Below are 13,301 nucleotides of genomic sequence, written 5' to 3'. Positions count from 1 at the left end.
ATGGATCCCCTCCTTCGCGGGGAGACAATGGCCGAGCCCAAGGCGTTCGCTTTGCCCTTTCCTGATGTGCTCTCCAAGCCTGATTGACAGGTCCGGCCTGCGTTCGGCAAAAGAACATATCAGGAACATAAGATATGGCCGAGTCGCTCAACTCTCTCGCTGCCCTCCGGCGGCATATCGCATCGCTGGAGCAGCTTCCAGCGCGGCAGGGCTGCGCCCGGATCGCTACCGGGCATGATCCGCTTGACCATGCTCTCGGCGGCGGCCTCGCGCGCGGGCGTGTGCATGAGCTGTTCGGCAGCCTCGAAGACGAAGGCGCGGCGGCTGGGCTGACGCTGGTCTTTGGAAGGCTGGCGGCGAAGGAGGCGCCTCTGTTCTGGTTGCGGACGGGCGCGGCGGCGCGGGCGGGGGGAGCCGCCTATGGGCCTGGGCTGGCGGCGCTGGGGATAGACCCGGCGCAGCTGTTCGTCGGGGTGATGGCCGACGAGACGATGCTGCTCCGTGCGGCGGTGGACGCGCTGCGCTGCACGGCCCTGGGCGCGGTGGTGGTGGAACTGCGTGGGCGGGCCCCGCTGCTCGACCTGACTGCAAGTCGACGGCTGGCGCTGGCGGCGGAAGCGTCGGGCGTGCCCGCGCTGATGCTGAGGATCGGGGCTGAGCCGGGGCCGAGCGCCGCCGATACGCGCTGGCGGGTGGCGGCGGCGCCCTCCGTGCCGCTACCCGGCAATGCGCCGGGCATGAGCGCATTCGATCTTCACCTGCTGCGGCAGCGGGCGGGACGGGATGGGGTGAGCTGGCGGCTGGTCTGGGACAATGGCCGGGGCAAGTTTGATGAAATGGGAGACAGGCGCGATGAACGCCATGACCATGGACAGGGCGACGGAGCAAGCGGTGCGGGGGCGCCGCTATCTGGCGCTGTGGTTTCCGTTCCTGCCGATCGACCGGCTGCGCATCGGGCGGCCTGAGCTTTGGGCGGCTCAAGGGGAGGGGCCGGCCGTCATCGTCGAGCAGATACGCGGGGCGATGCGGCTGGCGACGCTGGACGCAGAGGCGCTCGCGCTGGGATTGACGCCTGGCATGACGCTGGCCGACGCGCGGGCGCGGGAGCCGGACCTGCGCGTTTTCGATGCCGACCCCCATGCCGATCAGGATTGGCTGGAGCGGCTGTGCGATGGCTGCGCCCGTTATACGCCGCTGGCCGCGCTCGACCCGCCTTTCGGATTGATGCTGGATATCAGCGGCTGCGCGCATCTCTGGAACGGGGAAGAAGCGCTGGCGCGGGAGGCGGCGGAGCGGCTGGAACGCCATGGCCTGCATGTGCGCCATGCATTGGCCGGGACAGCGGAGGCGGCGCATGCGCTGTGCCGCTATGCCGTGGGTGCGGCGGCGGACGAGGATGCCGCCGTCCGCCGTTTGCCGGTCGAGGCGCTGCGGCTGGGGGATGAGAGCGCGGTGGGCTTGCGCCGCGCCGGCTTGCGCACCGTGGGCGACCTCGCGGCCCGGCCTGCCGCGACGCTGGCCGCGCGCTTCGGGGAGGAGGCGGTGGATGCGCTGCATGCCCTGCTGGGATTGGGGCAGCGGCCGCTTGCGCCGCGCCGGCCGCGCCCGGCGATCCGGCTCGAGCGGCGCTTTGCCGAACCGATGGGCAGCACCGCCTTTGCGCTCCAGACGCTGGAGGAGATGGCGGCCGAGGCGGGCGAGCGGCTGGCTGAGCGGGGGCAGGGCGGACGGCGGTTCGAGGCGGTCTTCTTCCGCAGCGATGGCCTCGCCTTTCCGCTGCGGATCGAAACCAGCCTGCCGGTGCGTGATGCGCCATCGATCATGCGATTGGTGCGGGAGCGGGTAGAGGCGCTGTCCGATCCCCTCGACCCCGGTTTCGGTTTCGACATGCTGCGCCTTACCGTGCCGCAGGCCGAGCCGCTGGCGCCGACGCAACTCGCGCTGGAAGGCGGGGAAGCACGCAGGCAAGAGGATGTGGCGGCGCTGATCGACCGCCTCTCGATCCGGGCCGGACGGGGGCGCATCCAGCGGCTGCATCCCCGCGACAGCCATATTCCCGAACAGGCGCAACTGGCGCTGCCTGCGGTGGAAAGCCGTGGGCCGGTGAACTGGGGGCAGCAGCAGGAAGCGGGCGACCCGCCGATGCGCCCCATCCATCTGTTCGATCCGCCGCAGCCGATCGATGTCATCGCGCAGGTGCCCGAGGGCCCGCCGCACCGTTTCCGCTGGCGGCGGACCGTGCATGAGGTCACACGCTATGAGGGGCCGGAGCGGATTTCGCCCGAATGGTGGAAGGCGAAGGACGGCACGCTGGCGAACGAGAGCGTCGGCCTGACCCGCGATTATTTCCGGGTCGAGGATGCGCGCGGACGCCGCTACTGGATTTTCCGCCACGGGCTTTATGGTGCCGAAGCGCCGCATCCCGGCTGGTATATCCATGGCCTGTTCGCATGAAGAAGCGCGGCTATCCCGACCCGGCAAAACCCAAATCGGCCGATCGGCGGGAATTGGAAGCGCTGCTCGCGCAGCGGGAAAGGGCGAAGGGCAAGGGGCCGCCTCCTCCACCTCCGCCGCCGCCGAGCATGCAGCAGGCCGCGCCGCCCTTTGCCGAACTGGGCGCCATGTCCAATTACAGCTTCCTGCATGGGGCGTCTCATCCCGCCGATCTGGTGGGGCAAGCGAACCATCTGAGGTTGAGCGCTATCGGCATAACCGACAGGAACAGCGTGGCGGGGGTGGTGCGCGCCTATGTCGCCTTGCGCGATGCTCCGGAGAAGGCCCGCGCGGCGATAATCGAGGCCAAGAAGCAGAGGGGAGAGCCATCCGAGCTTACGGCGAAGGAGGAGGCGGAATGCAAAACCGATCTGCGGCTGGTGGTCGGCGCGCGACTGGTTTTTGTCGATGGGACGCCGGACATCCTGGCCTATCCCCGCACCCGTCATGGCTGGGGACGACTGACCCGGCTGCTGACGAAAGGGAATATGGAAGCGGTCAAGGGCGATTGCATCTTGCGGTTCGGGGATCTGGTCAACCATCTCGATGACCTGTTGCTGATTGTCCTGCCGATCTCGACTGCCCAGCCGCAGCAGGCCCATCGCAAACCGCTGCCTTATCCTTCTGGCGAAGCAGAGGAGGCTGCGTCTCATCTGCGACTGGTTCCGCCATCTTCTCCCCCGACCTGGCAAGAGGCGGCTGCCAAGCTGTGGGAGCGGGCGCCGGGGCGGATATGGATCGGGCTCACCATGCGGTATCAGGGGCGTGACCGCCGCCACGTCGCCGCGATGCAGAAGGTCGCGGTGGACATCGGGGTTCCGCTGATCGCGACCAATGACGTGCTCTATGCAGAGGCCTCGGCCCGGCCCCTGCAGGATGTGCTCTGCTGCATTCGGGAGGGTGTGACCTTGAAGGAAGCGGGACGGCGGTTGGAGGCGAATGCCGAGCGGCATTTGAAATCTCCGGCGGAGATGGCGCGGCTTTACGCCGCCTGCCCGGAGGCGGTGGCGGAGACGATCCGCTTTATCGATCAGATCAGCTTTCTGCTCACCGACCTTAAATATGAATATCCGCATGAGCCGGTCCCACCCGACTGGTCGCCTGACGGCTGGCTGGAGCATATGGTGCGGGAAGAGGCGGCCAACCGATATGGCTCCCCTCTGCCGGAAAAAGTCGAGAAGCTGATCGGTGAGGAACTGGCCCTCATCCGCAAACAGAATTACGCCTATTATTTCCTGACCGTACATGATCTCGTCCGCTTCGCGCGGGCGCAGAAGCCGCCGATTCTGTGCCAGGGGCGGGGATCGGCGGCCAATTCCATCGTCTGTTTCTTGCTGGGCGTCACATCGGTCGATCCGTTGAAGCATGACCTGCTCTTTTCCCGCTTCGTTTCGGAAGAGCGAAACGAGCCGCCCGACATCGATGTCGATTTCGAACATGAGCGGCGCGAGGAGGTGATGCAATATATCTACCGTCGCTATGGGCGCGAACGGGCGGGGATCGCCGCGACCGTGATCCATTATCGATCGCGAAGCGCGCTGCGCGGAGTAGCGAAGGTGCTGGGCCTCAGCGAAGATATCGCCACTCGCCTGTCGAGCACGGTATGGGGCAGCTATTCGGGTGATCTGGACGATGCGCGTTTCACCGAGGCGGGCTTTGCACTCGACAATCCTGAGATGATGCGGTTGCGCTGGCTGGTCGAGCAATTGATCCGCGCGCCCTTTGGGCGGCATCTGTCCCAGCATGTCGGCGGCTTCGTCCTGACCCAGAACCGGTTGGACGAAACGGTGCCGATCCACAATGGCGCGATGCCCGACCGCAGCTTCATCGAATGGGACAAGGACGATATCGACGCCCTCGATCTCATGAAGGTGGACGTGCTGGCCTTGGGCATGCTGAGCTGCATTCGCAAAGCCTATGAGTTGATGCGCAGGCATGGATTGGGCGACCATGACCTAACCGTCGATCTCGATTCCGATGATCCCGCCGTCTATGCCATGCTGCAGAAGGGCGACAGCATCGGCGTGTTTCAGGTCGAAAGCCGGGCCCAGATCAACATGCTGCCGCGCCTCAAGCCTAAAAACCTCTATGATCTGACGGTGCAGGTGGCGATCGTACGGCCCGGCCCGATCGAGGGCGATATGGTCCATCCTTATCTACGGCGGCGGGCGGGCCTGGAAAAACCGGAATTTCCTTCGCCCAGCCCGCCGCATAATCCGAACGAATTGCGCGAATTGCTGAAGCTTACCTATGGCGTTCCGCTATTCCAGGAACAGGCGATGAAACTGGCCATCGTTGCGGCGGAATTCACTCCCTCGGAAGCGAACCAGTTGCGCCGGTCGATGGCGACCTTCCGGCAAGTGGGGGGCATGGACAAGTTCAAGGAGAAGATGATCGGCGGCATGGTGCGGCGCGGCTATCAACGTGATTTTGCCGAGCGCTGCTATAGCCAGATCGAAGGGTTCGGCAGCTATGGCTTTCCCGAAAGCCATGCGCTTTCCTTTGCGCGGCTGGTCTATGTTTCGGCCTGGATCAAATGCCATCAACCCGCCGTGTTCGCCTGCGCGCTGCTCAATTCCCAGCCGATGGGTTTTTACGCGCCCGCGCAGATCGTGCGGGATGCGCGGGAGCATGGCGTTTCCGTCCATGATGTCGATGTGAATATGAGCGATTGGGACAATGAATTGGAGCCGCTGCTGCGATCGCGCCACAGTCGAAAGGGCGAGGGGCAGGGACGGGCGCTGGCGCTGCGGCTGGGCCTGCGGCAGGTCGATGGTTTTCGCGAGGAATGGGCGCGGCGGCTGATCGAGGCGCGGGGACAGGCTCTGTTCGCCAGCATGGAGGATCTGGCACGGCGTGCGGAGCTGCCGGCACGGGCCCTGCGCCTGCTGGCGGATGCAGATGCCTGCCGGTCCTTGGGGCAGGACCGGCGGGCGGCGCTATGGGAAGCGCGGCGCACGCCCTCCCAGGAACTGCCCCTGTTCGCAGCCGCCCGGCAGCGCGATGGCAAGGTGCGCGAAATGGGTGAGGAGCCCGATGCGATGCTGCCCGCCATGCCGCTCGCCGAGCATGTCGCGGCGGATTATGCGATGACGCGGCTGTCGCTCAAAGGCCATCCGATGCAGTTCCTGCGTCCTGTCTTCGCAGGCGAAGGCGTGCTGAGCTGCGCGGAAACGAGCGCGGCCAGAAACGGCACGCTGGTGCGGACGGCCGGCGTGGTGCTGGTGCGGCAGCGGCCGGGCAAGGGCAATGCCGTCTTCATCACGATCGAGGATGAAACGGGCGTCACCAACATCCTGCTCTGGGCGCGGCTGTTCGAGATGCAGCGGCGACCCGTCATGGCGTCGCGGCTGATGCTGGTGGAGGGAGAGGTGCAGCGCAGCAAAGAGGGCGTCGTGCATCTGATGGCGAGCCGCGTGCACGACCGCACCGCCGAACTGCAACGCCTGTCGGAAACCCATGTCGCGCGGGTGCAACTGTCGCGCGCCGATGAATTCATCCACCCGCAGCATCCTCGAACCTCAAGCCATCCGCGCAACGTGCGGATATTGCCCAAGTCGCGGGATTTTCATTGAGGGGCATGACTACGGCCGTGTTTCTGCGCAGGCAGGAACCCAGTTCCACCCCATGCTCATCATCGCAACGTCTGGACCGGGCTCTCACGAGCCACTTGTCTCGTTCGAGTGCCTTCGCAGGAGCACTTCTCCAGCAGCTCGTTACGCTGCCAGCGCCACCGGCTCCGGCTGCACCATCCCGCGCGCGACATCCTTGATCAGGCCGATGAAGCGGGTCGCTTCGCGCGCGATCATCGCCTTGTTGAAACAGGCGGCCGCGCCGCGGCCCACCGCTTCGGCGGTGATCGGCGCGCCGTCGCGCATCAGGCTGGACAGCATGATGACGGGGCAGGGATCAAGGTCCATGATCTCGTCCAGAATGGTCATGCCGTCCTTGCCCGCATGGCGACGTCCAGCGTCACCACGTCAGGCTTATGCAGGCGGATCAGGTCGATCGCCTCGTCGCCGTCGCGGGCGATGCCCACGACCTCGAAGCGGCAGTCGCGCTCCAGCAGCGTTTCGATCATGGCGCGGATGGTCAGCGAATCATCGACCACCACAATGCGTATCGGCTTCATCCTGCGATCCCTTCCCGGTCTGTCATGCTGATCTTAACGGATCGGGAAGGAAGCAATTTAGCGATCAGAAGAACAGCTTGCGGAAGCTGATCGTCACCGCACGGCCCAGCGGGTCGAGATAGCCCGGCTGGTAGCGTATCGGCGTCATGCCCGCAGCATCGGTTACCGTACGCCGTTCGTTGAAGATATTATCGATGCCGATCGACACGCGGGTGCCGCGGAGGAACGGGTGGTTCTTCACAAGGCTCGGCATTTGCCCCAGATTCGCGAAGAGGCGCAGGTCGACCGTCGCAAGGCTGCCGAAATCGAGCCGCGAAGCGCCGCCCAAAGCGCCGTCCACATGGGTGCCGCTCTCCCAATCGAGGCTGAGCCGCGCGCCAAGGCCATTGTTGACATAGCCTGCCCGTGCGCTGACCTCATGGCGCGGCTGCCCCCCCGAAGAACCGATGGCATCGCCGTTCAGCAGGTCGAGTTCGGGCACGCCCGGCGCGATCAGGATGCTCTCCGTCAGGTGCCAGGTGTGATAGAGGCTGAAGGTCAGCCGTCCGCCGCCGCCGCCCCGGCCACCGCCGCCGCCAAAGCCGCCCGGACCGCCGAAGCCTCCGCGGGGGCCGCGCTGACCGTCGCCGCCGCCCGGGCCCTGGGCGCCCTCGCCGCGCGGACGGTCGCTGCCATCCTGCCCCTGCTGCGGAGACGCGCCGTCGCCCTGCCGCCCGCCGTCCCGTCCGCGGTTACCAAATAGCCCGCGCAGGTCCTGCAATTCCTTGGGCCGCTCCTCCGGCTTCGCGCCTGCCGCGCGCCATGCCTCGATCACTTTCTGGATATGCGATTTGAGCGGCACGGACAGGTCGAAGCCCCAGCGCAACTGCTCGCTCTGGGAGCGCAGATAATTGATCGGGCGCGCATCGATCTGGAGCAGATTGCCCTCTCCGTCGCGCAGGAAACGCTGGCCGAAGGCGTCCTCGATCGCAGGCGTGGGGGTGGGAAAAGCCGAAATCGGATTGCTCGTGCGGCTGTTGGTATAGGTCGCCGACAGCGTCAGGTTCGGCTTGTCGAACGGCTTGACCGTGGCGCTCAAGCGGAACTGGTCGCGCACGCTTTCCCGAAGATCCGCGTTGCCGCCGCTCAACTGCGTCACGAACACCGTCTCGCCGGTCCGATAGTCGAAGATGGAGACGTTGGGCGTGAAGATTTGCGGGTCGGTGATCTGGGAGCCCGTGGGGGCTGCCCGGTCCTGATTGGCCGACACCAGCAATTGCACGGCCGGGATCGGGCGCCAGCGTACGCCATAGCCCAGCGTCGACAGCGTGCCGAAGTCGGAAAGATGCTGCGCCGCCGCGTTCACATTGACGCCGATATCGCCGACCCCGCCCAGCACGCCCTTGGACCGGCTGGTGAGCGGCAGGTCCAGGCTCACCTGTCCGCTGCCGATCTCGCGGCTATAGTTGGAATTGCTTTCGATGCCGGAGCGCACCGACCAGCTGTCGAACCCATTTGCTGACGCGCCCAAGCGGACAGATGTGGTGACGGCTCCAGCCGGCAGGTCGAACAGCGGCCCCGACAGCAGCAGATCGCCCTGTACCGCCTGCGACTTCGCCTCCGCCCGATCGACAATGCGGCTGGAGAGCAGGCCGGAAGAGAAGCTGCCAAAGGGATCGACGCCAGGATCGCCAGCGGTGATGGCACTCTGGATCGCCGCGATATTAGCGCCGCGATCGGTCGAAGTGCGCGTGTTCGAATAGTCGCCATTGCCGGTGAAGGACCATTGCCAGCCACCGCCGAGCAGACCGTTCAGGGTCAGCCCGATATGACCGGTCGTGCCCCTGATCTGCTGCCTCAGCACGCCGGCCTGCCGCAGATAGCGGGTGAGCGTCGCATCGCTGTCGAGCGGCGAGAAGGGATTGCTGGCCGGCAGATCGAACCGCCCCGCCTGATAGCCTTGCAAACTGTCATTGTCCGACAGTTCGAGGCGGCCGTTAATCGTCATCGACACCTTGCCGAGCGCGCGGGCAAAGTTCGCATTAACGGCAAGATTCTCGGTCGCGGGACTGAGGGTGCGGTGATAGGCGAGCTCCCGGCCGGTCATCGCATTGGCGCCCACCAGGAAATCGGCCAGGCCCGCTCGCTCATTGGCGGCCGCCCCCTGCACTGTCGGGACGACGCCCCGTTCGCTTTCCAGCAATTGGGCGGCGGTCTTATATTGCAGGTTCAGCGTGAAGCGATTGTCGCCGCGAATGCGCAACAGGCCGCCCTCGATGGAGCCATTCTCCCGCCCGCCCTCGGTCGTGGTGCCGGCGCGCAGATCGGCCGTCTCCGCGCGGAAGCGCTGCCGCAGCACAATGTTCACGACCTTCTGCGTCGGCGCATAGCCATAGGACAGCGCCACCTGTTCGGGCAGAATGTCGACCCGCGCGACGGCTTCGGACGGGATGTCCTGAATTTCGGAAAAGCTGGAGATTCGTTTGCCATTCAGCAGGACCACGGGCGATCCATTGGTCTGGGGCGACAATTCGCTGATCATCTCCGAGATGGAGGTGACGCCGAGCGCCCGGACGTCGGCGGCGGACAATTGCTGTTCGGGCTTGATATTGCCGACGACCGCGCCGCGCTGCGGCTGGCCGGTGACGATGATCTCGTCGGCCTCGTCCATCTGGACGGGAGGGCCCTTGGCCTCCTCCGTCTGCGCGAGAAGCGAGCCGGGCGCTGTACCCAGCATCAATGTAACCAGCAGGCGCGAGAAAGACCGGCGCACGATATACCCCTTGGATGAAGACCCTGACTGCCTCTCCCTCTAGGGGGGAGTTGTCGCAAAAATCTGGCAACGCCCATAAAGATTTGTCGCAAAATGTAATCCGGCAAAATCCTGTGGGAAGGCGGGGAGGATGCGCATTCCCTTTCCGTGCCCCACGACTTACGATCGGCCCATGCGCACGCTTTATCCCCCGATCGAACCCTTCGCATCCGGTCATCTCGACGTCGGCGACGGCCACAGCCTCTACTGGGAGCGCGCGGGCACGCCTGGGGCCAAGCCCGCTGTCTTCCTGCATGGCGGGCCGGGCGGCGGCATCTCGCCCGATCACCGCAGGCTGTTCGATCCGGCGCGCTATGACGTGCTGCTGTTCGACCAGCGGGGCTGCGGCCGCTCGACGCCGCATGCGGGGCTGGAGGCGAACACGACCTGGCATCTGGTCGCCGACATCGAACGACTCCGCCAACTGATGGGGATGGAGCGCTGGCTGGTGTTCGGCGGCAGTTGGGGATCGACGCTGGCGCTGGCCTATGCGCAGACGCATGTTGAACGGGTGTCCGAGCTCATCCTGCGCGGCATCTTCACTCTGCGTAAGCAGGAGATCGACTGGTATTACCAGAAGGGCGCCAGCCGCATTTATCCCGACAAGTGGGAGCGCTTCGTCGCGCCAGTCCCGGAAGACGAGCGTGACGACCTGCTCCATGCCTATCGCCGCATCCTGACGGGTGACGACCGCGCGGCGCAGGTCGCCGCCGCCAAGGCGTGGAGCGTCTGGGAAGGGGAAACCATCCGCCTGCTGCCCGACAAGACGCTATCCGCTACCCATGAAGCGGATGATTTCGCGCTCGCCTTCGCGCGGATCGAGAATCATTATTTCGTGCATGAGGGCTGGATGGAGGAAGGCCAGCTGCTCCGCGACGCGGGCAGGCTCTCGGCCATTCCCGGTGTCATCGTCCAGGGGCGCTACGACATGGCCTGTCCCGCGGAGACGGCATGGGCGCTGCACAAAGCCTGGCCGCAGGCGCGGTTCGAGATGATCGAGGGCGCGGGACATGCGTTCAACGAGCCGGGAATTTTGGACGCGCTGATCCACGCGACGGATGGGTTTGCCGATTAACCACTTCACCCCAATCCCACCAACGGCACGATATTGACGGGCCTCCCGTTGCGCCGCAGTTCCACCGTGATCGTGGGCCGTCCCGGCCCCGCGCTGCCAAGCGGGTCGCCCTGCCGCACGCTGTCGCCCACGGCCGCATTGAGGCGCAGTAGGCCGGTGATCAGCGTCGTCCAGCCGCCGCCATGGTCGATGATGACGATCTGCCCATAACCACGATAGGGGCCAGCGAAGGCGATGCGTCCTGCCGTCGGCGCGACCGCCAGTGCGTCGGGCCGGGTGGCGATGGTGAGGCCGCGCGAGCGGACGCCGCTCGGCAGCGCCTCACCCATGCCGGTGACCAGCTGCCCGACGACCGGCAAGCGGTAGGGCGGGGCCGCGCTCGGTCCGGCGATGCGTTCGGGAGCAGGCGCTGCGACCTGATCGGGCCGGGCGGGACGAAGGACAGGGCCCGAGAGCGCCGCCAGCCGATCGCGCAGGTCGCCCGCTTCCTCCAGCTTGTCCATGAGGTCCACAATGTCGCGCGCGCGTTCGCCCAGCGCCAGCGCGCGATCGCTTTCGAGGCTGGCGTTGGCGCGATAATCCTGTGCCGCCAGCCGCTTCTGCGCCTCCAGCGTCTGGAGCGCGACGCGGCGTTGCTTGAGGTCGGCCTGGCTCTGCGCGAGAGAATCCGCTGCCTGCTCGGCGCTGGCCCGAAGGGCGCGGCTGCGGTCGAGTTCGGCGCGGAGCCCCGCGGTGCGCTCCCGCACGACGGGCAGCACCTGGCCCAGCACCGCGCGCATGTGGATGGCGTCGCTGATCGATCCGGGCTGAACCAGCGCGAGCGCGAGCGGGCGGCGCGCCATCATCTGCAATGCGGCGGTGAGGCGCACCACCGGCTCCTGCTTGGCGGCGAGGCGGGCCGCCTGCGCGCGTTGCAGCCGGGCGACGATGCGGATACGGGCCTGCGCAGCTTCAATGTCCGCCTCCGACTGCTGGATGCGGGCCGCCATGGCAGCAGCGCGGCGGCGGGCCTGATCGGCCTGGTCGCGCGCGGCGGCCGCCTGGCGTTCCATCCGCTCGGAGCGAAGGCGCGCCTCTTCCGACTGGCGGCGCGCGTCCTTTAGCGCGCCCTGTTCCTGTGCCAGGCTGGTGCCCCCGGTGCCGGGCAGGATGATCGCCTGCCCATCGGCGGCGGGCAGGCGCGAGGCGGCAAGGCCGGCTGCACCGGCGACGAAGGCCGCAACGATCGCAATGCGTTTCACCCCAAACCCCCTGCCGCTCCCCTCATGTGGCAAAAAGCCGGTTAACTGTCGAGCGGCTGCTTGGGTCAGCCTTCGCGATGATAGGGGTGTCCGGCGAGGATGGAGCAGGCGCGCCAGAGCTGTTCGGCCAGCATCGCGCGCGCCATCATGTGCGGCCATGTCATGGCGCCGAAGGCGATCAGCAGGTCGGCATTGGCGCGCTCCGCCTCGTCAAAGCCGTCCGCCGCGCCGATCAGGAAGCGGCATTCGCGCTTGCCGCCGTCGCGCCACCCCTCGATGCGGCGGGCGAAATCGAGCGAGCCGAGCTGCCGGCCCTTCTCATCGAGCATGACGGTAACGGTGCCGGGCGGGGCAGGGGGCAGCTTGCCGCCCCTGTCGGGCAGTTCGGTGATGCGATGGGGCATGGTCAACCGCTTCACATAGCGATCGACCAGTTCCGCTTCGGGCGAGCGCCCGATCTTTCCGCGCGCGATGATGTGGAGCAGCATGGCCCTGCTCCTATCGCCTCAACGCGCCTTTGTCGAAGTTGCTTAGGCCGTGCCCGCCACCGGCGCATCGACGAAGCCCCACATCCGTTCCAGATTGTAGAAGCTGCGCACTTCGGGGCGGAACAGGTGGACGATCACGTCGCCGGCATCGATCAGCACCCAGTCGGCGACCGGCAGCCCCTCGACACGGGCGGAGCGGCCGGTGGCCTGCTTGATCCGCTCGGCGAGCTTCTGCGCCATCGACGCGACCTGACGCGATGAACGCCCGCTGGCGATCACCATATGGTCGGCAATGCTGCTTTTGCCTTCTAGGGGGATGGAGATGGTTTCCTGCGCCTGGTCATCGTCAAGCGATTTCAGGACAAGGTCATGCAGGGCGGCAACGCTGTCGGCGCCATCGGCCGTATCGTTGGCAGGTCGAGGTCTGGTCAAAAGTGCTCCATTCTAGACGATCATCCGGCGCGTGAGCGGATCGCGCACACGTGCGTGTTCATATTCGCGATGCCAGAGGGGGTCCGCCTGCCGCAGCAGGGTTGCCGATCTTGGATCAGGGCGAAAGCGCAGAAGCACGAGCGCCGGTAGTCTCCAATCCGTCCAGTCTGCACCTTGGCTCACGGGCCGGACGAAGCGCCGCAGCCAGCTCATGGCCGTAGAGCCATGGGCTCTCTCAATATAGTCAGGGCGGGCGATCACGGCAATGGGCATTTGCCGGGCTATGCCGCGCCAGTCCCTCCACTGGGCGAATTGCGCGAGATTGTCGCCGCCCATCAGCCAGATGAAGCGGCGTCGTGGATAGCGATGCTTCAGGGCTTTCAGGGTGTCGATGGTGTAGCGGGTGCCGAGTTGCGCCTCGATTGCGCTGGCGCGGATCGGCGCCCGGCTCGCAAGCTGGCGGGCACGGGCGAGGCGGGCGGGCAGGGGCGCCATGCCCCTTTTCGGCTTCAGCGGATTGCCCGGCGACACCAGCCACCAGACCTCATCGAGCGCGAGCGCCTTGGCGGCAAACAGCGAAATCGCGCGATGGCCGCCATGGGCTGGGTTGAAGGAGCCGCCGAGAAGGCCGATGCGCTGCATGCGACGC

General features: G+C 66.4%; 11 protein-coding genes. 4 read left to right on the top strand and 7 right to left on the bottom strand.

Annotated features, from left to right (window positions below; genetic code table 11):
* The first annotated feature begins 134 nt into the window (after nucleotides 1-134).
* From L858_RS0105095 to L858_RS0105085, 3 genes are read left to right on the top strand one after another with little or no spacing between them, the layout of a single operon-like run.
* Nucleotides 135-965: an ImuA family protein gene (locus L858_RS0105095; protein WP_022682073.1), complete on the top strand. Its 831-nt coding sequence runs from the start codon at nucleotides 135-137 to the stop codon at nucleotides 963-965.
* On the top strand, nucleotides 853-2,454 hold the full coding sequence (locus L858_RS0105090; RefSeq protein ID WP_193742847.1) for a Y-family DNA polymerase: 1,602 nt from the start codon (nucleotides 853-855) through the stop codon (nucleotides 2,452-2,454). The genes L858_RS0105095 and L858_RS0105090 overlap by 113 nt, the downstream gene beginning before the upstream one ends.
* On the top strand, nucleotides 2,451-6,068 hold the full coding sequence (locus L858_RS0105085) for an error-prone DNA polymerase (protein ID WP_022682071.1): 3,618 nt from the start codon (nucleotides 2,451-2,453) through the stop codon (nucleotides 6,066-6,068). The genes L858_RS0105090 and L858_RS0105085 overlap by 4 nt, the downstream gene beginning before the upstream one ends.
* A 141-nt stretch (nucleotides 6,069-6,209) precedes the next feature.
* Here the strand turns inward: L858_RS0105085 and L858_RS22195 are convergent, their stop codons facing one another.
* The 3 genes from L858_RS22195 to L858_RS21920 all read right to left on the bottom strand — a co-directional run bounded on the left by L858_RS22195 (nucleotide 6,210) and on the right by L858_RS21920 (nucleotide 9,377).
* Nucleotides 6,210-6,434 (bottom strand): response regulator, encoded by a 225-nt coding sequence (locus L858_RS22195; protein WP_022682070.1) that lies wholly within the window; start codon nucleotides 6,432-6,434, stop codon nucleotides 6,210-6,212.
* Entirely contained in the window at nucleotides 6,431-6,625 is a 195-nt protein-coding gene (locus tag L858_RS22190) for a response regulator (protein WP_022682069.1), read from the bottom strand. The genes L858_RS22195 and L858_RS22190 overlap by 4 nt, the downstream gene beginning before the upstream one ends.
* Nucleotides 6,626-6,689: 64 nt before the next feature.
* Nucleotides 6,690-9,377 (bottom strand): TonB-dependent receptor, encoded by a 2,688-nt coding sequence (locus tag L858_RS21920; protein WP_022682068.1) that lies wholly within the window; start codon nucleotides 9,375-9,377, stop codon nucleotides 6,690-6,692.
* Nucleotides 9,378-9,549: 172 nt separating this feature from the next.
* On the opposite strand from L858_RS21920, the gene pip reads away from it, so the two are divergent.
* Complete coding sequence (gene pip, locus L858_RS0105070; protein ID WP_028055837.1) at nucleotides 9,550-10,491, top strand: prolyl aminopeptidase; 942 nt, start codon at nucleotides 9,550-9,552, stop codon at nucleotides 10,489-10,491.
* 5 nt (nucleotides 10,492-10,496) lie between these two features.
* Here pip and L858_RS0105065 read toward each other — a convergent pair whose 3' ends face one another.
* The 4 genes from L858_RS0105065 to L858_RS0105050 form a co-directional block, all read right to left on the bottom strand.
* Nucleotides 10,497-11,732, bottom strand: coding sequence for a murein hydrolase activator EnvC family protein (locus tag L858_RS0105065; RefSeq protein WP_022682066.1), 1,236 nt, complete (start codon nucleotides 11,730-11,732; stop codon nucleotides 10,497-10,499).
* A 65-nt stretch (nucleotides 11,733-11,797) separates the two neighbouring features.
* The gene (locus L858_RS0105060; RefSeq protein WP_022682065.1) at nucleotides 11,798-12,220 is read right to left on the bottom strand and encodes a 23S rRNA (pseudouridine(1915)-N(3))-methyltransferase RlmH; all 423 of its coding nucleotides are present in this window, start codon (nucleotides 12,218-12,220) and stop codon (nucleotides 11,798-11,800) included.
* Between the two features lie 42 nt (nucleotides 12,221-12,262).
* Nucleotides 12,263-12,652: a ribosome silencing factor gene (rsfS, locus tag L858_RS0105055; RefSeq protein WP_022682064.1), complete on the bottom strand. Its 390-nt coding sequence runs from the start codon at nucleotides 12,650-12,652 to the stop codon at nucleotides 12,263-12,265.
* 12 nt (nucleotides 12,653-12,664) lie between these two features.
* A complete protein-coding gene (locus L858_RS0105050; protein WP_022682063.1) occupies nucleotides 12,665-13,294 on the bottom strand; it encodes a nicotinate-nucleotide adenylyltransferase in 630 nt (209 codons plus the stop codon).
* Nucleotides 13,295-13,301 lie beyond the last annotated feature (7 nt).

This window comes from Sphingobium bisphenolivorans, assembly GCF_000412635.1.
Lineage (GTDB): Bacteria > Pseudomonadota > Alphaproteobacteria > Sphingomonadales > Sphingomonadaceae > Sphingobium > Sphingobium bisphenolivorans.
Note: the sequence above shows the minus strand (reverse complement) of the source record. Positions and strands in the feature narration are given on the sequence as shown.

What these genes read in the sequence shown, in the direction of transcription:
- L858_RS0105050 (WP_022682063.1), bottom strand. Translation starts at nt 13,294, where the DNA reads ATGCAGCGCATCGGCCTTCTCGGCGGCTCCTTCAACCCAGCCCATGGC.
- L858_RS0105090 (WP_193742847.1), top strand. Translation starts at nt 853, where the DNA reads ATGAACGCCATGACCATGGACAGGGCGACGGAGCAAGCGGTGCGGGGG.
- L858_RS0105095 (WP_022682073.1), top strand. Translation starts at nt 135, where the DNA reads ATGGCCGAGTCGCTCAACTCTCTCGCTGCCCTCCGGCGGCATATCGCA.
- L858_RS0105085 (WP_022682071.1), top strand. Translation starts at nt 2,451, where the DNA reads ATGAAGAAGCGCGGCTATCCCGACCCGGCAAAACCCAAATCGGCCGAT.
- L858_RS22190 (WP_022682069.1), bottom strand. Translation starts at nt 6,625, where the DNA reads ATGAAGCCGATACGCATTGTGGTGGTCGATGATTCGCTGACCATCCGC.
- L858_RS0105060 (WP_022682065.1), bottom strand. Translation starts at nt 12,220, where the DNA reads ATGCTGCTCCACATCATCGCGCGCGGAAAGATCGGGCGCTCGCCCGAA.
- pip (WP_028055837.1), top strand. Translation starts at nt 9,550, where the DNA reads ATGCGCACGCTTTATCCCCCGATCGAACCCTTCGCATCCGGTCATCTC.
- L858_RS22195 (WP_022682070.1), bottom strand. Translation starts at nt 6,434, where the DNA reads ATGACCATTCTGGACGAGATCATGGACCTTGATCCCTGCCCCGTCATC.